This window comes from uncultured Agrobacterium sp. (genome assembly GCA_913777615.1).
GTDB lineage: Bacteria > Pseudomonadota > Alphaproteobacteria > Rhizobiales > Rhizobiaceae > Agrobacterium.
This window is the reverse complement of the sequence record CAJYTK010000017.1, coordinates 113310-139372: the sequence shown is the minus strand read 5'-3', so window position 1 is coordinate 139372 and position 26063 is coordinate 113310. Positions and strand designations below refer to the sequence as shown.

General features: G+C 57.5%; 32 protein-coding genes and 1 riboswitch. Of the genes, 11 read left to right on the top strand and 21 right to left on the bottom strand.

Features of this window, described 5'->3' with window-relative positions; all coding sequences use genetic code 11:
• Nucleotides 1-113: 113 nt before the first annotated feature.
• Together QZ862_RS15245 and QZ862_RS15240 are read right to left on the bottom strand one after the other, a co-directional pair.
• Nucleotides 114-1067, bottom strand: coding sequence for a peptidoglycan-binding protein (locus QZ862_RS15245; protein ID WP_296100815.1), 954 nt, complete (start codon nt 1065-1067; stop codon nt 114-116).
• Nucleotides 1039-2562, bottom strand: a complete 1524-nt coding sequence (locus tag QZ862_RS15240; RefSeq protein ID WP_296101018.1) for a HAMP domain-containing sensor histidine kinase — start codon at nt 2560-2562, stop codon at nt 1039-1041. The genes QZ862_RS15245 and QZ862_RS15240 overlap by 29 nt, the downstream gene beginning before the upstream one ends.
• 490 nt (nt 2563-3052) lie before the next feature.
• On the opposite strand from QZ862_RS15240, the gene QZ862_RS15235 reads away from it, so the two are divergent.
• Nucleotides 3053-3463, top strand: a complete 411-nt coding sequence (locus QZ862_RS15235) for a DUF5330 domain-containing protein (protein ID WP_296100814.1) — start codon at nt 3053-3055, stop codon at nt 3461-3463.
• 225 nt (nt 3464-3688) lie between these two features.
• Complete coding sequence (locus tag QZ862_RS15230) at nt 3689-4105, top strand: SufE family protein (RefSeq protein WP_144621064.1); 417 nt, start codon at nt 3689-3691, stop codon at nt 4103-4105.
• Nucleotides 4106-4144: 39 nt separating this feature from the next.
• Here QZ862_RS15230 and QZ862_RS15225 read toward each other — a convergent pair whose 3' ends face one another.
• Nucleotides 4145-4546, bottom strand: coding sequence for a DUF930 domain-containing protein (locus QZ862_RS15225; protein ID WP_296015607.1), 402 nt, complete (start codon nt 4544-4546; stop codon nt 4145-4147).
• Between the two features lie 232 nt (nt 4547-4778).
• Here QZ862_RS15225 and QZ862_RS15220 point away from each other — a divergent pair, with 232 nt between their 5' ends.
• A complete protein-coding gene (locus QZ862_RS15220; protein ID WP_296100813.1) occupies nt 4779-6878 on the top strand; it encodes a S9 family peptidase in 2100 nt (699 codons plus the stop codon).
• A 381-nt stretch (nt 6879-7259) separates the two neighbouring features.
• Nucleotides 7260-7544 (top strand): hypothetical protein, encoded by a 285-nt coding sequence (locus QZ862_RS15215; RefSeq protein ID WP_296100811.1) that lies wholly within the window; start codon nt 7260-7262, stop codon nt 7542-7544.
• Between the two features lie 93 nt (nt 7545-7637).
• Here the strand turns inward: QZ862_RS15215 and dmeF are convergent, their stop codons facing one another.
• The 3 genes from dmeF to QZ862_RS15200 form a co-directional block, all read right to left on the bottom strand.
• Nucleotides 7638-8666 carry a CDF family Co(II)/Ni(II) efflux transporter DmeF gene (gene dmeF / locus QZ862_RS15210; RefSeq protein WP_296100809.1) on the bottom strand — a complete coding sequence of 343 codons (1029 nt, stop codon included), beginning with the start codon at nt 8664-8666 and terminating at the stop codon, nt 7638-7640.
• Between the two features lie 10 nt (nt 8667-8676).
• Complete coding sequence (gene dmeR, locus QZ862_RS15205) at nt 8677-8949, bottom strand: Ni(II)/Co(II)-sensing transcriptional repressor DmeR (protein ID WP_113272125.1); 273 nt, start codon at nt 8947-8949, stop codon at nt 8677-8679.
• Nucleotides 8950-9248: 299 nt separating this feature from the next.
• Nucleotides 9249-9824 carry a sulfite exporter TauE/SafE family protein gene (locus QZ862_RS15200; RefSeq protein WP_296100808.1) on the bottom strand — a complete coding sequence of 192 codons (576 nt, stop codon included), beginning with the start codon at nt 9822-9824 and terminating at the stop codon, nt 9249-9251.
• A gap of 161 nt (nt 9825-9985) precedes the next feature.
• On the opposite strand from QZ862_RS15200, the gene QZ862_RS15195 reads away from it, so the two are divergent.
• Nucleotides 9986-10399 (top strand): helix-turn-helix domain-containing protein, encoded by a 414-nt coding sequence (locus tag QZ862_RS15195; RefSeq protein WP_296100807.1) that lies wholly within the window; start codon nt 9986-9988, stop codon nt 10397-10399.
• Nucleotides 10400-10455: 56 nt separating this feature from the next.
• On the opposite strand, the gene QZ862_RS15190 is transcribed toward QZ862_RS15195, so the two are convergent.
• The gene (locus QZ862_RS15190; RefSeq protein WP_296100805.1) at nt 10456-11004 is read right to left on the bottom strand and encodes a YbhB/YbcL family Raf kinase inhibitor-like protein; all 549 of its coding nucleotides are present in this window, start codon (nt 11002-11004) and stop codon (nt 10456-10458) included.
• Nucleotides 11005-11102: 98 nt separating this feature from the next.
• Nucleotides 11103-11918 carry an AraC family transcriptional regulator gene (locus tag QZ862_RS15185; protein ID WP_296100804.1) on the bottom strand — a complete coding sequence of 272 codons (816 nt, stop codon included), beginning with the start codon at nt 11916-11918 and terminating at the stop codon, nt 11103-11105.
• A 336-nt stretch (nt 11919-12254) separates the two neighbouring features.
• Here QZ862_RS15185 and QZ862_RS15180 point away from each other — a divergent pair, with 336 nt between their 5' ends.
• Nucleotides 12255-12743: a GNAT family N-acetyltransferase gene (locus QZ862_RS15180; RefSeq protein ID WP_296100803.1), complete on the top strand. Its 489-nt coding sequence runs from the start codon at nt 12255-12257 to the stop codon at nt 12741-12743.
• A gap of 28 nt (nt 12744-12771) precedes the next feature.
• Nucleotides 12772-13338: a type 1 glutamine amidotransferase family protein gene (locus QZ862_RS15175; RefSeq protein WP_296083453.1), complete on the top strand. Its 567-nt coding sequence runs from the start codon at nt 12772-12774 to the stop codon at nt 13336-13338.
• 61 nt (nt 13339-13399) lie between these two features.
• On the opposite strand, the gene QZ862_RS15170 is transcribed toward QZ862_RS15175, so the two are convergent.
• The 8 genes from QZ862_RS15170 to QZ862_RS15135 all read right to left on the bottom strand — a co-directional run bounded on the left by QZ862_RS15170 (nt 13400) and on the right by QZ862_RS15135 (nt 19126).
• A complete protein-coding gene (locus QZ862_RS15170; protein ID WP_296074271.1) occupies nt 13400-13720 on the bottom strand; it encodes a hypothetical protein in 321 nt (106 codons plus the stop codon).
• 1 nt (nt 13721) lies between these two features.
• Nucleotides 13722-14429: a CbtA family protein gene (locus tag QZ862_RS15165; RefSeq protein ID WP_296100801.1), complete on the bottom strand. Its 708-nt coding sequence runs from the start codon at nt 14427-14429 to the stop codon at nt 13722-13724.
• Between the two features lie 11 nt (nt 14430-14440).
• Entirely contained in the window at nt 14441-14623 is a 183-nt protein-coding gene (locus QZ862_RS15160) for a CbtB-domain containing protein (RefSeq protein ID WP_296037066.1), read from the bottom strand.
• A gap of 143 nt (nt 14624-14766) precedes the next feature.
• Nucleotides 14767-14974: riboswitch (cobalamin riboswitch) on the bottom strand.
• A gap of 54 nt (nt 14975-15028) precedes the next feature.
• The gene (locus QZ862_RS15155; RefSeq protein ID WP_296074260.1) at nt 15029-15946 is read right to left on the bottom strand and encodes a cytochrome c; all 918 of its coding nucleotides are present in this window, start codon (nt 15944-15946) and stop codon (nt 15029-15031) included.
• A 78-nt stretch (nt 15947-16024) separates the two neighbouring features.
• Nucleotides 16025-16456, bottom strand: coding sequence for a cytochrome c (locus tag QZ862_RS15150; RefSeq protein WP_162686460.1), 432 nt, complete (start codon nt 16454-16456; stop codon nt 16025-16027).
• 191 nt (nt 16457-16647) lie between these two features.
• Nucleotides 16648-17283 carry a LysE family translocator gene (locus QZ862_RS15145; RefSeq protein WP_296074257.1) on the bottom strand — a complete coding sequence of 212 codons (636 nt, stop codon included), beginning with the start codon at nt 17281-17283 and terminating at the stop codon, nt 16648-16650.
• A gap of 239 nt (nt 17284-17522) precedes the next feature.
• Entirely contained in the window at nt 17523-18371 is an 849-nt protein-coding gene (locus tag QZ862_RS15140; RefSeq protein ID WP_296100799.1) for a metallophosphoesterase, read from the bottom strand.
• Nucleotides 18372-18523: 152 nt separating this feature from the next.
• A complete protein-coding gene (locus QZ862_RS15135) occupies nt 18524-19126 on the bottom strand; it encodes a superoxide dismutase (RefSeq protein ID WP_062425801.1) in 603 nt (200 codons plus the stop codon).
• Between the two features lie 225 nt (nt 19127-19351).
• Between QZ862_RS15135 and QZ862_RS15130 the strand changes: the two genes are divergently transcribed.
• Entirely contained in the window at nt 19352-19684 is a 333-nt protein-coding gene (locus QZ862_RS15130; protein ID WP_296100798.1) for a hypothetical protein, read from the top strand.
• Nucleotides 19685-19687: 3 nt separating this feature from the next.
• Here the strand turns inward: QZ862_RS15130 and QZ862_RS15125 are convergent, their stop codons facing one another.
• Entirely contained in the window at nt 19688-20230 is a 543-nt protein-coding gene (locus QZ862_RS15125; RefSeq protein WP_296100796.1) for a GNAT family N-acetyltransferase, read from the bottom strand.
• A gap of 103 nt (nt 20231-20333) precedes the next feature.
• On the opposite strand from QZ862_RS15125, the gene QZ862_RS15120 reads away from it, so the two are divergent.
• Nucleotides 20334-21215, top strand: a complete 882-nt coding sequence (locus tag QZ862_RS15120) for a LysR family transcriptional regulator (RefSeq protein ID WP_296100795.1) — start codon at nt 20334-20336, stop codon at nt 21213-21215.
• Here QZ862_RS15120 and QZ862_RS15115 read toward each other — a convergent pair.
• Nucleotides 21193-21801, bottom strand: coding sequence for a LysE/ArgO family amino acid transporter (locus QZ862_RS15115; protein ID WP_296100793.1), 609 nt, complete (start codon nt 21799-21801; stop codon nt 21193-21195). The two genes, QZ862_RS15120 and QZ862_RS15115, sit on opposite strands and share 23 nt — an antisense overlap.
• A gap of 91 nt (nt 21802-21892) precedes the next feature.
• Between QZ862_RS15115 and QZ862_RS15110 the strand changes: the two genes are divergently transcribed.
• Nucleotides 21893-22801 carry a LysR family transcriptional regulator ArgP gene (locus QZ862_RS15110; protein ID WP_296100792.1) on the top strand — a complete coding sequence of 303 codons (909 nt, stop codon included), beginning with the start codon at nt 21893-21895 and terminating at the stop codon, nt 22799-22801.
• Nucleotides 22802-22857: 56 nt separating this feature from the next.
• Here the strand turns inward: QZ862_RS15110 and QZ862_RS15105 are convergent, their stop codons facing one another.
• A complete protein-coding gene (locus QZ862_RS15105) occupies nt 22858-23742 on the bottom strand; it encodes a branched-chain amino acid aminotransferase (RefSeq protein ID WP_296100791.1) in 885 nt (294 codons plus the stop codon).
• A gap of 235 nt (nt 23743-23977) precedes the next feature.
• On the opposite strand from QZ862_RS15105, the gene tam reads away from it, so the two are divergent.
• On the top strand, nt 23978-24748 hold the full coding sequence (gene tam / locus QZ862_RS15100) for a trans-aconitate 2-methyltransferase (RefSeq protein ID WP_296100790.1): 771 nt from the start codon (nt 23978-23980) through the stop codon (nt 24746-24748).
• A gap of 54 nt (nt 24749-24802) precedes the next feature.
• Here the strand turns inward: tam and QZ862_RS15095 are convergent, their stop codons facing one another.
• A complete protein-coding gene (locus QZ862_RS15095; RefSeq protein WP_296073762.1) occupies nt 24803-25171 on the bottom strand; it encodes a VOC family protein in 369 nt (122 codons plus the stop codon).
• A gap of 29 nt (nt 25172-25200) precedes the next feature.
• On the bottom strand, nt 25201-25920 hold the full coding sequence (locus QZ862_RS15090) for a YafY family protein (protein WP_296100788.1): 720 nt from the start codon (nt 25918-25920) through the stop codon (nt 25201-25203).
• Nucleotides 25921-26063: the final 143 nt, after the last annotated feature.

Sequence of the window (26063 nt, the reverse complement as noted above, 5' to 3'; positions counted from 1 at the left end):
AGAGGTTGGAAAAAGAGCGTGTCCACCCAACGCTTTGACCAAGAACGCTTACAAACTGATTCACAAAAGCCGGGTTGTGTCGACGAACCTTCAGAAAAAGATTCCGTTCGCTCTTACAAAGCCCCGATAGATTTGAGCTTTTTCAACACCGCTTCACTCGGCTCTCCTGTCTCGGGGAGGCGATAGTGCTTCTCGAAATTGCGGATGGCCTGGCGCGTCTGTTCACCAGCCAAACCATCTACTTTCACATCGGCGTAAGCAATGTTGACAAGGCCCTGCTGGATTTTTGAAACAAGATCCTTGCCCGCAGGATTGGTGCCGCTTGTCGAAGACAGAGAGACATTTTGCGGCTTGAGCGGCTTGGCCTCCGCATTGCGGATTGCGGCAGCGACCGGATCGAGCGCCACCCCTCCGCCATTGGCCGCAGCGGGGCGATCTTTTGGCAAAGCCTTAGGGATGGCTGCAACGGTCGTTGCGCTATCTATTCTCAGCGCGGACAGGACCCGGCTCGTCGGTTCCCCCGTCTGCTCCATGCCGACGGTTTCTTCGAAGAAAAGGATCGCCGCTGTTGTGCGTGGGCCCGTCAAGCCATCGGCAGGACCATCGTAGAGGCCGCGGCGCGCAAGCTCACGCTGGATTTCCGCAACCAGCTCGGAAGGTGGATGGCTGGCAGGCTGTTGACCTTGTCCGGCGGTTGCTCCCTGCCCTGCTTCTGGCTGAGCCGAGGCCTGTTGCGCATCGATCTCCTGAGCATCCGCCTGTCGTTCTATGCGGAAGGTCGTAACGTTACCGTGCTGGCCGAGCGTCGACGTCATGCGGTAACCCGCGATACCATTTGGATCATCCTCATCTCGGGTGCGCAGGAAAGGTGCCGGATGATGGCCGGGTTGGTACCAGAGGGCGTTGGCGGAAACGAAGCCGAAAACAATCAGGAACGCGGCGGAGCCGCCAACCAGTTTCGGATGAGACAGAACCTGTTGGCCCATGGCGCGCGCAGCCACAGACAGCAAGCCAGGCTCCTTCCGGACAGTTTTTTTCCTAGGCGATTTTCGCTTTGGCGCGGCCATCCGCAGTGTCCTTCCTCTTTCTCATGTCGGCGCCACCCGCATTCTCTCTCAAGCGCGGCGGAAACTCCACAGGCGCACCGGCATCTTCGCAAGTACTGCGCGGCTCGCCGGAGCCATCGGCAGGCAGCAGGATCGTGACGACTGTTCCTTCGGCCTGCTTGCTGGTGATTGCAAGTCTGCCGCCATGAAGTTCCACAAGTCCCTTCACTAGCGATAGTCCCAGCCCCGTGCCCTCATAGCGACGGGTATAATCATTCTGGACCTGCATGAAGGGCTGGCCCAGGAATTCGATCTTATCGGCGGCAATGCCAATGCCCGTGTCGCTGACCGTTAGCTTTAGCATATCATCCTGCATTGATGCATCGATGACAACCACACCACCGGATTCGGTAAACTTGATGGCATTGTTCGCCAGATTGATCAGAACCTGCTGGACGGCCCGCTGATCCGCGACGATCTCGCCAAGATCGCGCTGAACGCGGCTCGTCAGCGTCAGACCCTTCTGTTTCGCCTGGAGACCAAGCATGCCTTCGCATGACGCGATGACATCGCTGATGCGGAAAGGCTCCATCATCAACTCGTAACGTCCCGCCTCCAGCTTGCTCATATCCAGCATCGTGTTGACGACGGAGAGCAGATGGCCGCCAGACTGACGGATCAGCTTAACATATTCGCGCTGACGATCGTTCTCCAACTTGCCAAAATACTCGCCGGCAAGAATGTCGGAAAAGCCGAGTATGGCGTTGAGTGGCGTGCGCAATTCGTGGCTGACGGCCGCCAGAAAGCGCGATTTTGCCTCGGTCGCAGATTCCGCCTCTGCGGCCTTTCGGGCCATTTCGCGGCGTAGAACTTCCATTTCGCTGACATCGCTGAGCTGGCCGATGACGCGCACGAGCCGGCCGGTCTGATCCCGCTCCGCCGTCATGTCTATGCGGGCATAGATGAACTGAATCTTGCGACTGACGTGACCGTTCTCGAACCGCAGGTCGGCAACCGCATGATCTTCTCCTTGACGCAGTGTATCGAAAGCCTGCATCAGGCCAATGCGGTCGGAAACATGCACCATTTCGGCAAAGACATGTCCTGCGCTGTTCTGGATCTGCAACGGAAAGCTCCGCCGGTCGCGACCCGATACGGCCTCGACGACGCCCTGTTCGGTGAAGAACAACAGTAAACCCGGAACCTGCGAGGATGCGATTTGCTCGCGGTTGATGACCGCAGCTGCGATCTCCCTGGTTGGCTTATAAATTGTCAAAAGCACCGCGCACGATGCCAGGAATACCGCGACCACCAGCGCTACGCCGAGCGGCAGTGCAACCGATGCCGGGAGAATGAAGCAGATGATGGCAGGAGCGATGAATAGCGCGACGAGACCAAAGGCGGCAAGACGACGAACTGCGGCAACGACTGCCAGTCTTTCGCTGGCATCGTCTTCCATGCGCGACAACCACATGCCCGCGACATGATCGACAACCGCAATCGCTTTTTCCGCTATGTTACGCAATACCAGGACACCGCACTCTAAAACGCAGCAGGATTAACACCTGCCTTCAATCATGCCTGACAATAGAAGCACGCGGCTTAAGGAATGGATAAAAGCGAGGGTGACGAAGCCGCTCCAGTCACCGCGAAATCCCATTTCGGCGCAAATATCCGGTCCTTTGCCAATCATGGTTAACGGTGGGTAAGCGAAGGATTTTCTTGTATTTTTTTGGTTGCGTTAATATTTGAGGCGAGGGATGCGTGCCCAATCGCCTGCATTGTCGCCCCACTGCCGCAATTATGCTTAACATCGACCGTTAAAATTCCTGAGATCAGGGTTTCATCGACTTTTGGGGGGAACAAGTCGTTACAATTTGAATTAAATCTCGCGGTTTTCAGCAAAGGGCTGTTGGGCTCTCGCCGCTAGGGTGTTTGCAAGCCCGGACAACAGGGCAACAACGGATGATCCGAAAAGGACGCCGGTCAAACAGGGTAGTCTTGCAATGTGGTTTCTCATCAAAGGAACGGTCTGGTTTTCGCTGGTGCTCGTCGCACTGTCCTACTTTGGCGGCAACAGCACAGACAGCCAGAACTCGCAGATGAATGTCGCTGGCGCGATGTCCGCCGCCAGCGAAGCATACCGCTATGTCAGTGCCATCTGCGTCGAAAAGCCTGACGTCTGCATCAAGGGCGCCGAAACATTCCATGCGCTTGGTGAGCGAGCCCGCGAAGGCGCCAAGGTTGCCTATGAACTGATCGATTCCCATCTCAACGCAACCGATGAGCCCAAAATCGCCAACGCGAACGTTCCTGCCACAAAGGTCGAAACGGTGACAGCCGGCGACGATATCAAAACCGGCACCATCAAGGTCGAAAATACCATTCCCCTGCCGCAGAAGCGTCCTGCCCTCTGACTGAATAGCCAGACGCGCAACGCCACAGCAGAACCGATACAGATTTGAGTGACACTCTCAACATCCCTTGCGGCGCATCCCGCTATAGATGCGCTGCCTGACTGCCCGACTCCTGACGCCCTGCCCGAAGTGAAAGCTTCGCCGCAGGGCTTTTTTCTTAGCGGCAGCGGTTCAATTTACCCTGCCGTTGACCTATATCGGTGCAGCAACATGGATGGCAGGCAAATGGCTTCTCTCGACAAGATCATGGACGACTTCTCCTTTCTCGACGATTGGGAGGACCGCTACCGCTACGTGATCGAGCTTGGGAAGGAACTGCCGGATCTGGCAGAGGACAAAAAGACGGCGGAGAACAAGGTACAGGGCTGCGCCAGCCAGGTATGGGTCGTAAGCCATAGCGATGGCGCGCCTGATCCGGTGCTGACATTCGAAGGCGATTCAGACGCCCATATCGTCCGGGGACTCGTCGCTATCGTCCTTGCTACCTATTCCGGCAAAAGGGCCTCGGAGATCGCCGCTCTCGATGCCATCGACGTGTTCGGCAAGATCGGCTTGGTGGAACACCTGTCCTCCCAGCGAGCCAACGGCCTTCGCTCCATGGTGAACCGCATTCGCGAGGAAGCGCGGCTCTTGTCGGCGTGATCGCGGCGGTCACCCGGGCCGCCGCGCCGATTTTTTTGCTCAGTCGTAGAGATAGTGCTTCGCCCACTGCGATTCCGGCACCTTGTCGCCCACCTTGTAATCGAAGTTGCGGATGCCGAGCGTTGAGGGTGCCACTTGGCACTTGTATTTGAGGCGATACCACTCACCAGCGCTGCGGAACACCGCGCCCGAAGCCTTGATCGAATCCTTGGCAACATCGGGATCGCCGAAGGCATAGGCAATAACCTTATCGGGCTTCATGCCTTTCTGTTCCTTGGCAATCCGCTCCATCGCCTCGATATCGCAACGCTGCTCCAGCCGCTCCTCGGGCGCAAGCTGGTTCAACTGTCTTATGACATTTGCATCGATGGCGTAGGACGGAAGCGAGAACGAGAGGACGGAAAAGGCGGTCAAAAGTGCGATCGATAGTGGCTTTTGCATCGGATTTTATGAGGCTTTCTCAAGTCTTCTTGTCATTCTTTGCAGGGAGGTATCTGCAGCGGCTTCTCGACGCAGCAGACTGTGTCGTCGTCTAACGCCAGAATGTGATCGAAACCTGACCAAAATGTGCCCTGCCGATATTCGGTCGGGGACAATAGAAACTTGATAGCGCGGCAGGGGCACTTTACATCATGAAAAAGCAGAGTGATTTTCTTACGAAAGCGAGTTTGTCTTGACCATTTTCAAGAACCTGCCCACCCCACCCCATGCGCAGAAGAAGCCGGTGACGGATACCCATCACGGCATTACACGCACGGATGACTACGCCTGGTTGCGGGCGGATAACTGGCAGGCGATGTTCAAGGACCCCTCCCTGCTCGACCCGGCGATCCGCACGCATCTGGAGGCGGAAAATGTCTATATGGAAGCGGCGATGGCGGATACGAAAACGCTTCAGGAGAAGCTTTTCGAAGAAATGAAGGGCCGCATCAAGCAGGACGATTCCTCGGTGCCGGTCAATGACGGGCCCTATGCCTATGGCACACTCTTCGTGACTGGCGGCGAGCAGCCGCATTATTTCCGCACCCCGCGCAATGGTGGCGAGAAGCACGTTCTGTTGAACGGCGACAAGGAAGCCGAAGGCAAGGACTATTTCCGTCTCGGCGGCCTCGATCAGTCCTCCGACCACAGCCGCGGCATCTGGAGCTATGACGACAAGGGCTCGGAATTCTACACGCTGCGCATCCGCGATCTTGCCACCGGTAAGGATCTTGACGACGTGGTGGAAAATACCGGCGGTGGCGGCGCATGGGCGCCTGACGGAAAGAGCTTCCTCTATACGCTTCAGGACGAAAACCACCGACCGTCCAAGGTCTTCCACCACATCGTCGGCCAGCCACAATCTTCCGACCGTATCGTCTATGAGGAGAAAGACCCGGGCTTCTTCATGGGCGTCGGCGCCTCAGTCCTTGATGACTTCATTTTCATCGATATTCATGATCACGAGACCAGCGAATACCGTCTCCTCTCCACCAAGGATCTGCTGGCCGAGCCGCAGATCGTCGCCGAGCGCGAAGAGGGTATCGAATATTCGATGACGGAAGGCGGAGACGTCTTCTTCATCCTCACCAATGACGGCGACGCCAAGGATTTCCGCATTGTCGAAGCCCCTGTTGGCGCGCCGGGCAAAGAGAACTGGAAAGAGGTCGTGCCGCATGAAGCGGGTCGCCTCATTCTCTCGGTCGATGCCTATGCCCACCATCTGATCTGGCTGGAGCGCCGGGACGGACTGCCGCGCATCGTCATCCGCGATCGCTCGACAGGTGAGGAGCATGCGATCGCTTTCGAGGAAGAGGCCTACTCGCTCGGGCTGCATGGTGCGGCGGAATACGACACCGACGTCATCCGCTTCAGCTATTCCTCCATGACGACACCAAGCCAGTTGTTCGACTACAACATGGTGACACGCGAGCGCACGCTTCTCAAAACTCAGGAAGTGCCGTCCGGGCATAATCCGGACGATTATGTGACACGACGCGTCATGGCGCCTTCGCATGACGGTGCGCTGGTGCCAGTGTCCCTGCTCTACCGCAAGGATACACCACTCGATGGTTCGGCACCCTGCCTGCTCTATGGCTACGGCGCGTATGGCATTACCATTCCCGCTTCATTCAGCACCAACAATCTGTCGCTCGCCGATCGTGGGTTTATCTATGCGGTCGCGCATATTCGCGGCGGCAAGGACAAAGGTTTCGAATGGTATGAAAACGGCAAGATGGAGCACAAGCAGAACACCTTCAAGGACTTCATCGCCGCCGCCGACCACTTGGTAAAAGAGGGTTTCACCTCCTATAGCGGTATCATTGCCGAAGGCGGGTCCGCGGGTGGCATGTTGATGGGCGCTGTCGCCAATATGGCGCCGGAGAAATTTGCCGGCATCATTGCCGCCGTTCCGTTCGTGGACGTCCTGACCACAATGCTGGACGACACGTTGCCGCTGACCCCGCCCGAATGGCCGGAATGGGGCAACCCGCTGGAGTCGGAAGAGGAGTATCGGTGGATTGCCGCCTACTCGCCCTATGACAACGTCGGTGCAAAGCCCTACCCGCCTCTGCTCGCGATCTCCGGTCTCACCGATCCGCGCGTGACCTATTGGGAGCCGACGAAGTGGGTAGCAAAGCTGCGTGAGAAGACCACCGGCAGCGCGCCGATCCTGCTGAAAACCAATATGGCGGCAGGTCACGGCGGCAAATCGGGCCGTTTCCAGCGACTGGAGGAAATCGCCTTCGAATATGCCTTCGCTCTCAAAGTAGCAGGCAAGAACCAATCGTGAGGCGAGGCAGGATATTCCGACAAGAGAAGCGACGCGAGAACACGCGCCGCTGACTTGAGAGCGCCATAAGTCCTGCAGGACGAAAGATGGCGCTCTCTCCTCGTCGATCGATGAACCGTGCTCAAAATCGAATTCGATTCTCGTGCGGATGCTTCAGCGCTAACCAGCTTAATTCCCCGTCTAATGCAGTTTCGGATGGCGTCCTATCGTCAAAGAATCGGCGTTTGCGGGGTTTCTGCTGTTTTGCAACCCCCTGAATTACAAAAACGAAGCAGGGGTTTGCCTCATGTCAAGCACCGTAAGCGCTCCAAGCATGAGTGCGGCAAGCTTCGCGCAAGCTTCAGCGGTTAAAAAAGCGTTAACAGCTTGAAGAGGCTCCCGATGAATATCGACAACAACATTGGCGGATCGCTTTACCACGGTCGCTCACAAACCATTGAGAAAGTGCAAACGGACGCCGTCGTATCGGAAGTTTCGTCGCCGGGCTTTAGCGGCAGCACGATTTCTTTCGTCAACGCGCTGCAGGCAAGTTCGCTGGCAAGCGTGCTCTGGACCGTCAACCGCGACGCGGTAAAAGAAGCCGCTCCGGCACCAACGACGGCTCCGCTTTCGACAGCGGAAGATCCTGACGCCGCCTGGGTCTACCAGGCCTATACGGAGCACTAATACCGCCGGACATATCCGGCGGCGGCCTTGCCAGATCTGGCACGATCCGCTTTCACGTGAAGCCAGATGCCATAATTGGGCATGCTTCGCGGATCAGGCAACTGCATTGACCTCGATCGTTACGTGGGACAACTCTTCGATCTTAGAAAGCTTATCGCGATAAAAAGCGGAAGACTTTTCACCAGTTGTCGATAGGCATACGATTGCCGCATGATGTCCTGGACCGACTTGCCACACATGCAGATCGGTTATGTTCTCCTCCCCTGTTTCAACGGCTCCACGGATTTGCGAAATGAGCGAGCGATGTCCAGGGATGGCATCCACCAGCACTGCACCCGTGGTTCGAAGCAGGCTCCAGGACCAACGCGCTATGACGACGCCACCTACAATGCCCATGGCGGGATCCAGAAGGGTCCAGCCATTCCACTTTCCGAGAAGAAGCGCTCCTATAGCGAGAACCGACGTCAACGCATCCGCAATTACGTGGAGGTAAGCGGCGCGTAGATTGTTGTCGCGGCTCTCATGGTGTGCGTGCGATCCATGCGCTTGATGAGCGTGAGTCCCACGATGATGATCGTGGCTTTCATCCGGATGGTCATGATCATCGGCGCCATCGTGATGGTCGTGGCGGTGGCCGTGATGATGCCCATGATGGTGATGATCGTCCTTAAGCAGCAAGGCGCTGACGATGTTGACGACAAGACCAATGACCGCGACGATAATGGCCTGGTTGAAGTCGATCTCCACCGGCGAGACGAAACGCAGCACGCTTTCCCACGCGATCAGTAGAGCGACGACGCCGAGCACCACCGCACTGGCGAAGCCGGCAAGATCGCCAAACTTTCCCGTACCGAAGGTGAACCTTGAATCATGCGCATGTTTGCGGGCGTAGAGATAAGCAAGCGCCGAAATGAGCATCGCGCCCGCATGTGTCGACATATGCCAGCCATCGGCTGTCAGCGCCATGGAGCCAAACCAATGGCCAGCGGCGATTTCCACCACCATCATGACGGTTGTCAGGGCAATGACCATCCAGACGCGGCGCTCGTTGCGCTCATGATCGCTTCCTAAAAAAACATGCGTATGCGTGCCATCCGTATGACTGTGTTCCATCATGGCCATCGTCTTCACCTTATCGAATGTAGGTTTTCAGAACCTGCGCCAGCTCTTCTGCGGCTTTGGCGCGTTCCTCGTCATTTTCGGCATGCAGAACATGCTCGTGCAGATGCTCCTGCATAACTTCACCCGTCAGACCGGAAAGTGCGCCGCGCACGGAGGCAAGAAGCTGCAGCACGTCACCGCAGGGTTTGCCGCCTTCAAGCGCACGCTCGACCGCTTCCATCTGACCTTTCATGCGGCGGATACGCGCCAGGAGCTTATCCTTGTCTCTGATCGTATGGGACATCTGCTTATCCTTTGCATAGTATAGGGGGGTATACTATATTGCTCGAAGTGAAGCCGCAAGCCTCTCCTCGCTACGAGGGACGGGGCGAATGTCTGTGGAGGGATTTGGAATCAGGTCTTCAACGCATCGAACAACGGCATGCTGATCACCGCAGCAGTCGCGATCATCGCATAGCAGATGCGGCGAAAGGTTCTTTCCTCTGCCAATCCAAACATTCTACTGCCCAGCCATACGCCAAGTCCGTAGGTCGGTGCGACCAAAACCGCCAAGGCTAGGATTTGAAGGGTGATGAGCCCGCTTCAAAAATAGGCCGTGGCGTTGAGGACTGTGGAAATCGCAAAGTAGACGATGATATTGGCCCGAACGATGGTCGCCGGGACCGCCCCACCCAACCAATAGGCGACGACCGATGGTCCACCAATCTGTGCCACGCCGGAAAACACGCCGGCAATCAGACCAACAGTTGCTGTCAGAATTGCCTTTGGCTTATCACGGTATCGCCACCCGGATATCAAGAGCGACAGCAGCACCACGACGATGACGACAATGGCCTCGCGTATGATGACGGGGTCGAGTGTTATCAAAAGGTGGACACCAAGCGGCACGCCTATGATGGCGCCGACCGCCATGGTGAGTACGTCGCGGTGATCCGCACGGCGTACAGCAGCCGGTATCATACCCAGCGTCATCACCCCATCGACCACGAGAAGAAGCGGAACGGCAATCTGAGGTCCCATCACCGAACTCGCAAGTGGTACCAAGATCAGCGCCGCACCGAATCCGGAAAAACCGCGAGCCAGGCCTGCGCTCAAAGCAACGAAGACCAGAAATCCCAGAGCGGGAACGGAAAGATCGGTCGATAAGATACAGGGCACGGCGATAATCATTGAAGTGAGGCGTTCTCGTCATACTCCACCAGCGCTCGTAAATAGCCAACGCTTTTCTCGAATGCCTGACGGCGGGAGACGGCAGAAGGATTGCGTCCTGATTGGCTTAAACCTATATCTCTACAAGCTATAGCTATGAGGATGAGGACATGTATTCCATCGGCGAATTATCGAAGCGGACCGGCGTGAAAGTCACGACCATCCGATATTACGAGCAGATGGGCTTACTCAACGAGGCGGACCGCTCCGAAGGCAACCAGCGACGGTATGAGAAGGCTGATCTCGAACGTCTCGCCTTTGTTCGGCACGCCCGAGATCTTGGTCTCAATATAGACGCGATAAGAGAATTGATTGCCCTTAGTCAGCATCGCGAAATGCCGTGCGCAGGTGCAGACCGAATTGCGGCAGATCATCTCGCCAACGTGCGGGAAAAGATTGCCAAGCTGAAGAAGCTCGAACACGAGTTGGAACGCATCGTCTCCCACTGCGACGGGCATTCGATCGAAGACTGCTATGTTATCCGGGCACTGTCAGATCATGGTCTGTGCGATCACGATCATTGAGATGTCATGCTGCAGAGGACAGTCGCCATCGCCTGCGACTGTCGTCTGCTACGCACTTAACGGTTATAGACCGCTGTGATCTTTGCCGTGGCAATAGTGTTAGCGCCAATCATAAAGCCAGCTAGAGCATTGCTGGCATTGTCCGGCAGATCCAGATGCTCTACGCCGAGGGCATGGACGGTGAAAATATAGCGGTGGACCTCACCGGGCGGCGGGCATGCTCCGCCAAAAGCGGCGACACCGTAATCGTTGCGGATTTCCAACGCTCCTGCTGGCAATTCTTTGTCGCTGCTCGCGCCGAGTTCGAGCGACGTTTGAGAGGCGGGAATATTGACCACGTTCCAGTGCCACCAGCCTGAGCCTGTGGGGGCATCTGGATCGTAGGTCGTAATGGCAAAGCTCTTCGTACCGGCGGGCGCATCTGACCAGGCGAGCTGCGGCGATTGATTTCCGCCCTCGCAGCCGAAGCCCTTGAACACGAAGGTGGACGCAAGTTGCTGGCCCTCGGCAATCGACGTACTCGACAATTTAAAATCCGCTGCGCTCGCGGTCGTGGCGCTGAGCAAGGCGAGCATGAAGCCGGCTACGACGTTCCTTTTCAGCATGATGAGGTGTCCTTTCCAGACGTTGATCATGCTCAATGAAATAAACCGGCCAGGAATTTCGAGCTTCCGGCTCGCGATCAAAGACTATCGAAAAACGATCAGAATTCGGCTGTTCGGATAGAACGTGGTTTAAGACCGAACCTTTTGCGGAAGGCCTCTGAGAAATGCGAAGGCGTCTTGAATCCACATTCCAGGGCGATGTTGGAGATGGAAACATCCGTCGATTGCAACATCTCTAGCCCCTTCTCCAATCTCGTATTTAACAGGATCTGCGAAAATCCAGGACCGGATTTCGCCAGCCACCGTCGGAAACTGGCTTCACTCATGGCAAAATGCCGGGCAACGTCTTCCACCCGCCAAGGCTGGCTGATGTCGGTCTCTATCAGCCGCCGCACTTGGTTCCATGGCTGGTCTTCACCTCGCTTCGGCAAATGGACTCCGTGATGGCGAAGCCAGACCAGGGGTTCCAAAAGGCGGTGGCGCTTGATTGAGATGGGCGAAGCGTCATCATCCAGTGCTCGCCGCGTGATCTCCACGACATCATAGTCATCGCTTTGTGCCTTACGAATGATCTGAACGCCGGGCGAGCCTGCCGCGCGTGGCTGATCGGAGAAAACCGAGTCAATCAACTCATGATCGAAGTAGATGCCGGTCGCCCTATAATTCGCGGCACTGACGGGACGGTTTTCCAAGGTGACGATAGAACCAGAGGGGAAAATCAGAACGTCACCGGCCTCGCCAACCAGCTCGCCGTTCACTGGGCAGACGACCCTTTTGCTCCCCGCACAGATAAAGCACAGGAAAGTCAGACCGATGAACAGATCCGTGAATGTCGCTGCCGTTGCTTGGGTTATGGGAAACAGCGAGACGCCTGCACGATGAAAACCCAACTGCTCTACCGATTGCGTGGTCATAAATCTCGTTCGTCCCTGCCTGCACTTTGGTTGAATATCTCGGCGATGCACATAGCGGCTTGAGCGGGACCGATGTCAATCAAACACTCGCTCCCGTGAGTCGGATGGAACTGGAGTGGCCGGAATGCTGAAACCACCCCTTGACAGCTTTCCGATTCGAGCGCATTGAATCGCCCATGATCAACGAACGCGCACCCATCTCCTGCACGTATTTTTGGGCCTACCTGTAAAGGGCGGCTCGACAGATCTCTTTGTCAACAAGCCGCCGTTAGGCGGCTTTGTTGTTTTCCAAGCGTCCTGACGGCAAAAGACCAGAAAACCCGAAGGACCAGACCAATGACCGAAGACAGCCTTTTGACACTGCCGAGACCGCCCGTCGTCACCATACGTGGCGCGCGCCCGGCGGATTTGCCCGAACTCAACGAAATGATCACGCTGCTTGCCGCTCATCATGGCGATGCCGCCGCGATCACGCCTGAGAAGCTGGAGCGCGATCTTTTCGGCCAGGTCCCCTGGATCACCGCACTGGTGGCGGAAGCTGCAGGCGAGCTTATCGGCTACACCATTCTCGTGCCGCTCTACCGCGCCCAGGAAGGCCGCCGCGGAATGGAACTGCACCATCTCTTCGTGCGTGACGGTCATCGCGGACACGGCACCGGCCAGCACCTCGTGGCGCGGGCGCGTGACGTTGCCAAGCGTTGCGGCTGCGACTTCCTGTCCGTCGGGGCTGCAACCGGCAACTTCGCCGCGCACAAGTTCTACGAAAACATGGATTTCATTTCGCGTCCCGTCACAGGCATGCGCTTCATGCAGGCGATCGCCTGATCCGCCTTCTGATCTTTTGGAGGATGACATGGCCCGTATTGCAATTGCCCTGACAGAAGAGTTTGCCGATTGGGAGCCTGCGCTGCTTGCCGCTGCGGCGCGGGGCTATCTTGGTGTCGAGATCGTAACGGCATCTCCAGATGGCCTACCCGTGACGTCCATGGGTGGGTTTAAGGTCGCGCCCGAAACGGCTTACGACGCCCTTGATCCTAGCACTATAGACGCCCTCGTCATTCCTGGCGGCCTGTCTTGGGAAAAGGGTAAGGCTCCCGATTTCAGCGATCTGGTCCATCGCTTTCGGGAAAAAGAACGCGTCGTCGCAGGGATCTGCGCTGCCGCGAGTGCGCTAGCAGGCACCGGCATCCTGAACCACGTTGCGCACACGGGGAACTCGCTGGACTCGCACCAGCGATATGACGCTTATGATGGGTCAGTGCTTTATCGCGACCAGCCGAGGGCTGTCAGCGACAAGGGCATCGTCACCGCGCCCGGCAACTCGCCGGTGAGCTTCGCGACAGAGGTATTGGAAGCCCTTGGTCTCTGGGGACCGGAAGCCGAAAGCGAACTTTCGGTGTTTTCCGCAGAGCATCGATAGGGCGCCATGCCTCTCTCTGAAGCCACAAAGGCCGCTCTATGCAAGTCCACTCATCGTGCTTTCAACGGTCCAGAACACGGCAGAGGCGCGCCGGTCCTTGCGCGTCTTCTACCGCCATGGCGCGGCGTAAATCACGGCTGTTGATGTGGAGGCTTCGGTCGGATGGAATTGTCATCCGCTCGATCTTCTTTCGCGCAGCATCGAGAAAAGCGTCCCGGTTTTCCAGGAAGTAAGCCCGGCACGTCTGCGCTGTCGGCGCCTCTTGCAGGAGCGCCTTGAAGGCAAGACGATGCATGGCGCAAAGCGCGCCATGACCGGGAACCGGAAAACGCAGGCAATCGAGCTCATCGCTCCAGTCGGCTGCGTTTCCCCCTGTGATCATCTTACTTTGCAGCTTCGAAACGCTTGAGGAACAGGCCACTCAACGAGCCGAGGATCAGCCAGAAGACGAAGCTGGTAACGGTGGCGAGAACAACGAAGCGGCGTTCCAGCGGCAGAGGTGCCAGCGCGTGTTCACCTGCAGGCGGCAACGGCGCACCGACGACATGCGGCGCAACAATCAGCACGACAGCAAGGATCACCGCCCAAGGCTCTGAACGGCGAAACGCAAGAAGCGCAATGCCACCGGCCGTGGCTGCCGCGGTTGCGATCCACCATATCTGGCGCGCACCGAGATCGGCAGCAGGGCTGCCCGGCAGTTCCGGCGGCAGGCCGATCATCGGGGCCAACATCACGGTGGCAAAGCCCGCAAGCCCCCAGAAGAGCCCCTCGCGCCAGCCACCCTGCGCGCCGCGAAGCGAGATCAGGCCGGTGAGCACGAGCGCATAGCCGATGGCAGTCAGCACATTGGCGGCCACGGTGTAGGCGTTGCGCTCGAACCCATCGGCGGGGGCCCAAGCTTCAGCGTCGTGGTGGTGATCGGCAGGTGTTGCGGCATCATGCGAATGGCCTGCTTCGCTGCCGGCACCCTCGAACGTTTCCGCCTGAAGAATGAGCGGCGTGGTGCCAACCGCTTGCATGGCACTGACGGCCAGTCCGGTAATCAGGCCGACGAGCACAGCGGTAAAAACGATATTTCTGAAAAACGACATCTCAGCTCCCCTCAATGGCAGGGGAAGGCATTGGCGTGGCGCGTATCATGCGCCGCATTATGCATGGCCTCGACATGCGAGAAGCCGACGAAACCGACGATAAACAGTCCGAGCGCTACAGCGGTCAGGGCTTGAAGGAGTTTAGAAGTCGTTGAGGAAACGGCGCTCGACGCCGTGTTCTGTTGGATAGACATGGTGACCCTCTTTTTCAGCGGCGCGCTGTTTTCAGGCAGCCGGACGCACGCGTTCAACATTCACCACGGGGAAAGACAAACAGGGCTTTTCGGACGGATGATTCCAGCCCGAAAACCGTGCTCTTCCGGACACCCCGCCGGCATTGACGACACTTCGTGATGGCAGGTCTCCTGGCTCGCGGGTCGTAGCTTTGAAAACGCCTTCCCGATGCAAAAAAAGCATCAGTGGCTTTCGTCTTCAGGCTCGCCGCTCACAGTTGCGGGGGCAGCCACGAATGAGAGCGAAGCTCCTATCGTGTTCCCTTTTCACTTTCCGGCAGGACCGGAAAGACCATCACCTGTCTGTTATCAGTCAGAGGTTGTGTAGAGTCAATGCGAGAAGCGCCGCCTCCTGCATTCAGGATTTCAGCGCGCCGGAACTGCCTTGAGATAAGCGGCGATCGCATTGCGGTCATCGGTAGAAAGCTTCGCCATGTTTTGCTGCACCTTGACCATGGAGCCGCCGACACTGTCGAACTCCGGCGTGAAGCCGGTCTCGAGGTAGTTGGCGATATCTGCTGCCGTCCAGGAGCCGATGGCCTGCGAGCCGGGCGTGATATCGGGGATCGTCCCCTCGCCTTCCGGGTTGGGGCCGCCCGCCAGCCACTTGTCCTTGATCAACCCGCCAAGTGCCGTGCGTGGCGTATGGCATTCGCCGCAATGGCCTGGACCTTCCACCAGATACTGGCCGCGCGCGACATCGGCGCTGGCATTGGCAAGCTGCACGCGCGGCGCACCCTTGTCGAAATAGAGGAACTTCCAGCCACCGAGAGCCAGTCGCATGTCGAGCGGGAATGGTAGATCGTGGGCAGGCGCATCATTAGCGCTGGTGGGCAACGTCTTCAGATAGCCGAAGAGGTCGTTGATGTCCTGCGCCGTCATGCGGGCATAGGAGGTATATGGGAAGGAGGGATAGAGATGTTCGCCATTCTTTCCAACGCCTCTGGTCATGGCGTCACCGAATTCGGCCACTGTCCAGTTGCCGATACCGTGCTGAGGATCTGGCGAGATGTTGGGAACGTGAAAAGTGCCGAAAGGGCTCGGCAAGGCCTGGCCGCCAGAAAGCGTTTTGACGGCGTCTCCGGTCGCATCCGGGGCGGCGTGGCAGCTTGCGCATCCACCTGCCCAAAACAGAGTCTCGCCATTGGCAAGATCCGGCTCGCCCAGATTGGCCCAGTGGCTTGGTGGTTGGCGCTCAGGTGCCGTCACCCACATGAAGATACCGAAACCGGCAATCCCCGCGACCGCAATGCCGCCTGCCAGCTTTGCCCATATGGATGCCATCCGCCTCTCCGCCTAATCGATAAAACATCAAAAAAAAGAATAGCCCGCCGCTGAACCGGCGGGCGTGTCTTCGTCGTCTTACTTCTTCAGACGATAGGCCTGATGGCAGGAGCTGCAATCGGCGCCGAGCGTCTTCAGGGCAGCACCCGTGCTGGCCTGATCAGTCGGCAACTGTGCGAGCACCGCGTCAGCATCGGCGCCAAGCTTCTCAGACTTCGCCTTGAAGTCGGCGAAGTTCTGCCAGATGGCAGGCGACGCTGCACCGCCTTCGGAGCCCGCCGGGAACTGGTCCGGGAATGCCTTGGCGTTGGTGCTGATGGTGGTGACAGCGGTCTTCACGGTCTCGGCGTCGTACGGCTTTTCGCCCTTGGCGATCGCGCCGAGTGCGCCCATGGCGCCACCGATCTGCTTCATCAAGCCTTCGCGCTTTTCAACTTCGCCGGCCGCGGACACCGCTCCGGCGCAAAGACAGCCTATAAGAATGGATGCGGCAATCGTCTTGAATTTCATGCTCTCTCTCCTTGTTCCGGTGTCACCGGAGGGTGGTTGTTCGCCGTCCCGCATCGATCTCACGACACGCGCATGCGTGCCGGGCGGCACACCGAGTCGAACAGAGATGAAGATGCAGGCTACACGTGGCAAAAAGAAGTCACATTCAGGTGATTTTCCAAAGTAAAATCAGGTACCTAAACTTGTCTTTTTCAGTTTCCTTTCAACCCTTCCCAAAGCGTGAAGACGGCAACAAAAATCAGCAGCAGCCCGGCGATCCTACCGATGAGAATTGTCGCTCTAGGGGATGACACCAGAAAATCACGACTTTTGCCAGCGGTTAGCGCCAGCGTGCCATAGACGGCCAGTTGAGTCCCAGCAGTCATCAGCCCCATGACGATGCCTTGAACCCATATCGGACCATAGGCGGGTTTGAGAAATTGAGGGTAGACAGCCATCATGAAGAGATAGGCTTTCGGGTTGCTGAGGCAGGTAATGACTCCGCGCCGAAAGGCCCGCCAGGCGGAAGCGCTAGCACTGACCTCATCTGCTTCGATGACAATCGAGCTTCGTATCAGGCTGAACCCGATCCAGATCATATACGCCGCACCGAAGATCATCAGCGGCGTGAAAAGAACGGGAATGAGCGTCGCCAGAAGGGCAATGCCGATGGCGCCATAAAGTGAATGCACCGCTCCACCTGCGATGATGCCGGATGTCGCGGCAAGCCCGACGCGTCTCCCGCCAGTCAAGGAACTGGCCAGGACGAGGAGCATGTCTATTCCTGGCAGCATGATGATGCCAAAGAGCAGCGTGAAATAGAGCCAGAGGTTTTCAGTATAGGTCATGTCGGTCCGGACACATGGCGCGGAGAGAGGATCGCGAGAAATTCTCGAAACCTTATCCACCCGGTGGAGGGACGGTATCAAATGAATAAGTGTGGTGGATTCAACTCGCTGACGAGAGGCTTTTCAAAAGCGTGTAGTGATCTCTCAAGTCAGCTCATAAATTTTATTTTTATCTCATGTCGGCAGCGCAAAAACCGCTGCACACTTTTGCACAACATGCTTTAGCGTGCATCGTTGGCTCAAAACACCAGAACGCGGCTCGTCTCGCGGCCAAAACCACGAATGGCGATGCGATCCGGATGGACGTCGGCGATCGCAAAGGCATTTTGGTCCAGCGTGTCCACCATGCCTTTGATGTTGACGAAATGGGTATTGCCGATCGCGCCGTAATTGCCTTCATGATTGTGCCCGCAGAACCACGCCTTGACGCTGTGGTGGGCTGCAAGCAGTTTCAGCACTTCGGGGGCATCCCACATATTATGCGCGTTTTCCGGAAAGAGCGGATAGTGGCAGAACAGAACGACATGTTCCTGCATGGCATCGGCCTTTGCGAGCGTCGCCTGTAGCCAGGAAAGTTGCTCATCGCTGAACGAGCCGTTCCAATCCTGCGCATTCAAAGCCCCGGCCTGCCGCAATGCCTCCAGGCGCATCTTTGCAAGCTCTCGACGGGGATCGCCCAGCGGAGGCGCGAAGGTGCTGACATCATTGCCATCGAGCACGATGAAGCGGAATTCACCGAAACTAAAGTCATGCCATCTGGCCGGCATGCCGAGCCGCTCATGTACCTTTGCCAAATGCTCAGGCTCGACGGCGAAGTCGTGGTTGCCAGGAAGGAGCACGCAGCGATGCTTCAGCTGGTCATAACAGCCAAGGATGGCGTCGAAGCTATCCCAGCCTCGGTCGATAAGGTCGCCGAGGGTGACGACAAAAGCGAGATTCTCCTGGTTGAAGGCTTTAATCGCTTCCGCCAGCTTCTTCGTACTTTCCGCATAAAAGCGGTTCATCTCCGGTCTTGCAGGTATATCGGCATATTGCGGGTCGGCGACGATGCCGAACGAAAAGAGCGGTGTGGCGGGTGTATCTGTCATGGTCGCTACCGCTTAAAAGCGCCGCATGACAGCGGTGTGACAGGCATTGTAGAGGAAGGCTCATTCAGGCTGCTTGTGGGAAGCGGAAGAAGCCGGAAAGCAAAACACCCGGCGCGAAGGCCGGGTGCTGCTTATCCGATCCAATCGGAAAATTACTTGGATGCGGCTTCGTAGCGCTCCAGGACGTAATCCCAGTTGATGAGATTATCGACGAAAGCTTCGAGGTACTTCGGACGCAGGTTGCGATAGTCGATGTAGTAGGAGTGTTCCCACACGTCGACGCCGAGGATCGGCTCTGCGCCGTGGACCAGCGGGTTTTCACCGTTCGGGGTCTTGGAGATTTCAAGCTTGCCGTTCTTGACCGAAAGCCAGGCCCAGCCGGAGCCGAACTGCGTGGTGCCGGCTGCGATGAAGTCAGCCTTGAACTTGTCGTAACCGCCGAGATCGGAAGCGATCGCCTGCTCGAGCTTTCCAGGCAACTTGTTGCCGCCGCCGTCCTTCTTCATCCACTTCCAGAAATGGACGTGGTTGTAGTGCTGGGCAGCGTTGTTGAACAGACCAGCATTGGTGCCGAAGGACTTCTTCACGACTTCTTCGAGCGACAGGTCGGAAAGACCGGCTTCTGCAGCCAGCTTGTTGCCGTTGTCCACATAGGCCTTGTGGTGCTTGTCGTGGTGAAACTCCAGCGTTTCGCGCGACATATAAGGCGCAAGCGCGTCGTAGTCGTATGGGAGTTCGGGAAGTTCAAAGGCCATGGTTTTACTCCTTGTTGCAGCGGCTGGGCCGCTCCTCGAAACCTAGTGGGCGGACCATAGGATCAGCTATCAATTCAGGCAACCTGTGAATTATCAAAATGTTCCAGCAAAAGAGAAAATTCCTCTCGTGCCTCTTCAAAAACATGATTGCGACCCAGTTTGCCGTACCGATTCCGAACGATCCGTTCGGCTGATCTCGTGAGAAACTATAACAAGGACATGGCAATGAAACGACAGGCTCTGGTTTTGATCTTGGCATCCTTCGTGGCACTCCCAGTAGCCGCCTCGTCCGACGGCGCATGGGAAGAGTTCGTCGCCGACGTGCAGGCAAAATGCCTCGACGCGGGTGCGAGGCTGATGGATGATCCAAAGGCCGTGGTCGATCCGACAGGAAGCGAGAATTACGGTCTTGCGATCCTGACCGGAAAGGCAAAGGGAGCAGACGCCACTATCAGCCACATCTGCGTCTATGACAAGAAGACCAAGGCCGTTGAACTGGGAAGCGAACTTTCCGCGGATTCCGTCAAGGTCGAGCTTCCCGGCTCCACCAAGCCGTAAGACTTAGAATCTTGGCGTCGTGTCCGCCTCGCCGAGCGGTCGCTGCATGAGAACAATATCCAGCCAGCGGCCATGCTTCCAGCCGACGGATTTTAGCGTACCCACCATCTCGAAACCCGTGGCGCGGTGAACGCCAACCGATGCCGCGTTCTCAGAATCGCCGACCACCGCTACCATCTGGCGAAAGCCCCGCGCTGTTGCCTCGTCAATGAGCGCCAGCAGCAGGGCCTTGCCAATGCCAAAGCCCTTTCGGTTCGGATCTACATAAATGGAGTCTTCCACCGTGGCGCCATAGGCCGGGCGCGCGCGGTGTGGTCCGGCATAGGCATAGCCGACGACCGTGCCTTCCATCTCCGCAACGATATAGGGAAAGCCGCCGGCGAGAAGCGTTGCCCGGCGTTCACGCATGACGTCAGCCGTCGGCGGCTCGATTTCGAAACTGGCGCTGCCATGGAGAACGGCGTCGCGATAAATTTCGACGATCGCGGGGATGTCACCCTCTTCGCTGGGGCGGATGATCAAGGCGGCTTTTGTCGGGAAGGTCATTGATGGGAGTCCTGAAAGGGTATGCGTCTCGTTGCAATCTGCACCAGAGACATACCCAAATAAAGATTATAGATCTTATGCAGAGCATAAGGATTTTTTTGTCATGGATTTGGACCTCCGACAGTTGAAGAGTTTCATCGATGTTTCCGATCTTGGAAGCTTCTCCGCCGCGGCCGAGAAGGCAAGGCTGACCCAGCCCGCCATCAGCCTCCACATTCGATCGCTTGAAAAGCAACTCGGCGTTCGACTCATTGAGCGTGTTGGACGCAAAGCGCAGCCAACGCCCGCAGGCCGTGATCTACTGGTTCATGCAAGACGCATATCCGACGAGGTATCTCAGGCCATCGACACAGTCGCGCCGCATCGAGGTGGCCAGAGCGGCCGTTTGCGCATCGGCACCGGCGCAACGGCCTTGATCTACTTTATGCCGGCAATATTGCGCGAGATGCGCTATCGAATGCCTGGCATCGAAATTAGGGTGGAAACCGGCAATACGCCGGATGTCGTTCGCCTTCTCGAAAACAACGAAATCGACGCCGCGATCGTCACGCTCCCCGTCACCGGTCGCAGCCTCGATCTGCGCAAGGTCCACCAGGAGGAGTTGCTCGCAATTTTTCCGCATGACGCGTCAGACATTCCTCAAGTCCTAGATCCAGACTATCTCTGCGCTCAGCCGCTGCTGCTTTATCAAGGCGGCAATACCCGGAAGATCGTGGACGGGTGGCTGAAAGAGAGAGGTGGACGAGTTCAGCCCATCATGGAGCTGGGAAGTGTCGAGGCGCTGAAGACGCTGGTGGAAGCCGGTCTTGGCGTCGCCATTGTGCCTGCAATGGCCGTTGGTGACGTCGAGCGGAGCAAACTGCAAATACGATCGCTTGTGCCGAAGCTGGATCGTGCCCTCGTGCTGGCACTCAGGCGCGATAAGCACATGAGTGCGCCGCTCCGCGCCCTGGTCGCTGCGCTTAACCGCCAGTCAGAAGCGTAAGCGCAATTAGCCACATGACCAGCGCGATGATACCTTCCAGAATGCGCCAAGCGAATGGATTGGCAAAAACGGGTCGCAACCAGCGCGCACCATAGCCAAGCGAGAAGAAAAACACGCCCGACGCCGTCGCCGCACCGGCTCCGAAGACCGCTTCCTTGCCGGGAAACTGCGTCGAGATCGTGCCGAGAAGAACGACCGTATCGAGATAGACATGCGGGTTCAGCCATGTCAGTGCGAGACAGGTCAGAAGCGTTGGCGCGAAAGGAGTGACGGTGCCGGACGCAGCGGCCAAAACCGCCGAAGAGCGAAGCGCCGATTGCAGGCTTTTTGCGCCATACCACACCAGAAACGCGGCACCCGCATAGCGCATGGCGGGCTCGATTGCAGGCATGACCGTGGCGATCTTCCGGAACGCTGTGACGCCGACGGTAATCAGGATCGCATCCGAAAGCGCGCAGGCCAGGCAGACGGCGAAGATATGATCACCTCTAAGCCCCTGACGCAGTACGAAAGCATTCTGCGCACCGATGGCCATGATCAACGTCAGCCCCATGGTGAAGCCTGTGAAATAAACCGAAAAATCCATGCGATGCCCCTTGTGCCTCAGCATCGAATAGTTGGCGGAACACCATTAATACAGTTAAAGATACTTACTTCGATTAAGCAGGACTAAATCTATGGACTATGCATCGCTTCGCGCAGTGGCAATGGTGGTGCAGACCGGCAGCTTCGAAAAGGCGGCACTCGCCTTGCACGTCACGCCATCGGCCATCTCTCAGCGGGTTAAGCAACTGGAAGAGCGGCTGGGCGCCGTCCTCATCCTGCGTGGAAATCCCTGTACCGCCACCGAGAAAGGTGCGTGGGTCTGCCGCCACATGGAGCATGTGGGGATGCTGGAGTCGGAGCTTTTCAGCCAGCTTCCCGCGCTCCTCTCTTCGGATGAACCCAGCAGCCGGGTAACGCTCCATATCGCCACCAATGCCGATAGTCTCGGTACTTGGTTCCTGAAGGCGGTTTCCGCTTTCACTCGCCAGTCTGGCTTCCTCCTGAATGTGGCAGTGGACGATCAGGACCACACGGCCGAGTGGCTACAGCGCGGACGCGTGCTCGCGGCAGTGACGAGTCTGGAGAAGCCGGTCCAAGGCTGCCGCGTCACGCCGCTCGGCTTTCTGCGGTATCACGCAACAGCGAGCGCAGCGTTTGTCGACCAGTATTTTCCCAACAGCGTGACTGAAGCCGGACTTGCACAAGCACCTGCCCTCACCTTCAACCAGAAAGATCGGCTTCAGCAGCAATGGATCGGCCAGATTTTTGGCGCGGCGATTGCCTACCCAACCCACTGGCTTCCCTCCACCCAAAGCTTCGTCGATGCAGCCTTGTTGGGCATGGGCTGGGGCATGAACCCGGACCTTCTGGTGCGAGAGCATCTGGCGAGCGGACGATTGGTAGAGCTCAAGCCCGGCACACCGCTCGATGTGCCGCTGTTCTGGCAGGTCAATAGACTCGCTGCGGATCGGCTGAAGCCCTTGACGGATTCGGTCGTCGAGGTGGCACGTCGAGAACTGGTGCAGGCAAAGGGCGAATAGAACTCCCTGCGACGTCGAATTTACCTACGTCCACAGGGAGGGTTCACGCCATATCCTCACTCCGCCGAAACGGTGGATTTCGCCCAGTCCAGGTAAAGGTCGAGAGCTTTGCGAGCCACGGGGCCCGCCTGGAGTTCGCGGTCATCCAGCTTGATGACCGGGGAAACCTTTGAATAGTTGCCGGAGCAGAAAATTTCGTCCGCGTTGCGGAAGTCTTCGACTGAAAGTGTCGCCTCACGCACGTCGAAACCGGCCTGACGCAACAGCGTCATCACGCGTGAGCGGGTGATGCCCGCCAAGAATGTGCGGTTCGGCATCGGCGTGTAGACAATGCCGTCTTTCACCATGAACACGTTGGAGGACGCAGACTCGGCGACATTGCCGTTCATGTCGCGCATCAGAGCGTTGTCGAAACCGCGCGAACGGGCTTCGATGATGGCGCGACCGCTGTTGGGATAGAGGCTTCCAGCCTTTGCGTCGGTCATCGCGGTTTCCGGCGAAGGGCGACGAAGCGGCGAAACCGTGAGCGTCAGCGGCACGCCGGCATCCATCGGCGCCTCGAACAAGCATAGGGCAAAGCGAGTAGACTCGGCATCGGGCGCCACGACGGAGCCGCGCATGCCATGCTCCGCCCAGTACATCGGCTTGATGTAAATCGCCATATTGCCGTCGAACTTCTTCACGCCTTCCAGCGCCAACTGCTCGATTTCTTCCGCAGTCATGGTCGGCTTCATGCCCATATTGACGGCGGAGCGGTTGACACGCTGGCAATGCAGATCAAGGTCCGGCGCCACTCCGTCGAACCAGCGCGCTCCATCGAAGACGGTAGAAGCAAGCCACATGGCATGCGAGGTCGGTCCGATGAGCGGAGGATTGCCAGGAAGCCATTGACCATCGACATGGGTCCAGGTGGTGGAACGGGGTGCGGTATCGACGGACATGGCATTCTCCTTCTTGAATGCGTCGGAATGAATGCCCGTGCGGCTATGAGGTCAAGGTGAAATTCCCGACAAAACGCAAAAGGAAGGATTATTGCCCGAGTATTGTAGTGAAATGTGCATTTGTTGCGTGCAGCCAAGAGCTTGGTCTGGGCGTTGACGCTCCGATCGCGTTGATCTGGCGGTTGCAAGAACGCTGTGTCATCTTCGGTATCATACGAGCGCAGGGAGAGACGGAATGGCATGGTCGGCACAGCAATATCTGAAATTCGAAGACGAGCGGACGCGACCGGCGCGTGACCTTCTGGCGCAGGTTCCACTGGAGCGCGTGATGACGGGCTTCGACCTTGGTTGCGGCCCAGGCAACTCGACACAGCTCCTGACGGAGCGCTACGGCGTCAACGTCATCACGGGGGTCGATAGCGACGACAACATGCTGGAAGAAGCAGCGGTCAGGCTGCCGATGACGCAATTCGTTCAAGCTGATCTTTCATCCTGGCTTCCGGACGAACCTGCCGATCTGCTCTACGCCAACGCTGTGTTCCAATGGCTGCCGAACCATATCGACCTTCTCGAACGGCTGATGGATCACCTCAACCCCGGAGGGGTCCTCGCCATCCAGATGCCGGACAACCTTAATGAGCCCGGCCATTTGCTGATGGAGGAAACGAGCCGCTCCGGCCCATGGAGCGTGAACTTCGAGGGGCGGCAACTGCGCCGCCAGCCTCTGCCTTCTCCCGCCGACTACATCGATCGGCTGGCGCCGAAAGCGCTCCGTGTCGATGTGTGGCACAGTATTTACAATCACCCCATGGCCGATGCCAGCGCCATCGTCGAGTGGGTGAAAGGTACGGGCCTTCGCCCTTATCTGGCAACGGCCGGCGCTGAACATCAGGACGCTTTTCTAAAGGATTACCAGCAGCGGATCGACGCTGCCTACCCGCCTCTTGCGGATGGGAGACGCCTCCTGCGCTTTCCGCGATTGTTCATCGTCGCGGTCAGATCCTGATCATCGATGACCAGGCACCGTGGCGATGCCTGGCCATCCGAGCACGATTAAGCTTCAGCCGTGGAAGGCGTAGACACGCAGACGATAGCCATCCGGATCCGCCGCCAGAAACGTGCGGCCAAAATCCATCACTGTTGGCTCTTGGAGAATTGTCAGCCCTTTGCTCTTCCACTCAACATGACATACATCCACAGCATCGTCCGAGTGTAGAACAAAGGCAATTTCGACAGCGCTGCCGTCGGACGATAGCGGCGGCGCGACGCTGTGGCGAGACCACAGCCCAAGCCGCATGCCGCTTTTCAGATTGAATAAAGCAAATGTGTCCGAGAGTTCGACAGGTTCTGCGTCAAGCAGATTGCCATAGAAAGCAGCGCTCTGGCGGGGATCTTTGGCGAAAAGAATGATGAAGTTCGGATGTTCCACGATCGGTCTCCTTTGTTGATGGAAAGACCTTAGCGAAGCACAGTGTCAGTTTCTGTCAGCAGCTCCTGCCGCGCCGTCATCATCTTTCGCCAACCGCTCAGCAGTGCCTCGCGACGCTTTGAATAACGCGTCTCGGTCGAGGTAAAAGACAAGATGCGGTCCGCACGGAAACTGCGATAATCCTGCCGGAGTTCGCACCATGCCAGCAACACCCGCACCTGATCGAAAAAGGCCAATGCGAAGGGCCAGATAATCCGGCGGCTGCTGCGTCCCTGTTCATCGGCGTAATCGATTTCCATCTTCGTCTGGCTGCGAATGGCATTTCTAATCGTACCGAGATCGACATGCGGCATATCGATGACCTTACCGGGCCCGACAAGAAGCGTGGAGTTGTCCAGCTCTTCTGCCAGGGCTTTTGGCAGGACCGCGGCGATCTTGGAGAGCCCGGCTCGGGCCGCCTCCGCCAAAGCACCATCTGCCCTGCCTGCCACCCACCGAGAGCCCAAAACCAGCGCCTCGATCTCCGCTTCGGAAAACATCAGCGGCGGAAGTAGATAGCCAGGTCTCAACACATAACCGACACCGGCCTCTCCTTCGATATTCGCACCCTGCGCCTGAAGCGTGGCGATATCGCGGTAGAGCGTGCGCAGGCTCACCCCGGTGGCTGACGCCAGTTCCGCACCGCCAATCGGTCCACGACGGCTACGCAGCAATTGAAGGAGATCAAGTAGACGTTGCGAACGTGACAATGATTTCTCCGGCCACACTGACATCATTTGCTCGCCGCCCAGCAAAACAAACAAATATCAAATCTAAACGGCGATTTTTATTGGTCGAGTAAAATTTTTACGGCGTTCAAAACCGTTTTTTATTCATTTAGCGGCAGTTATTT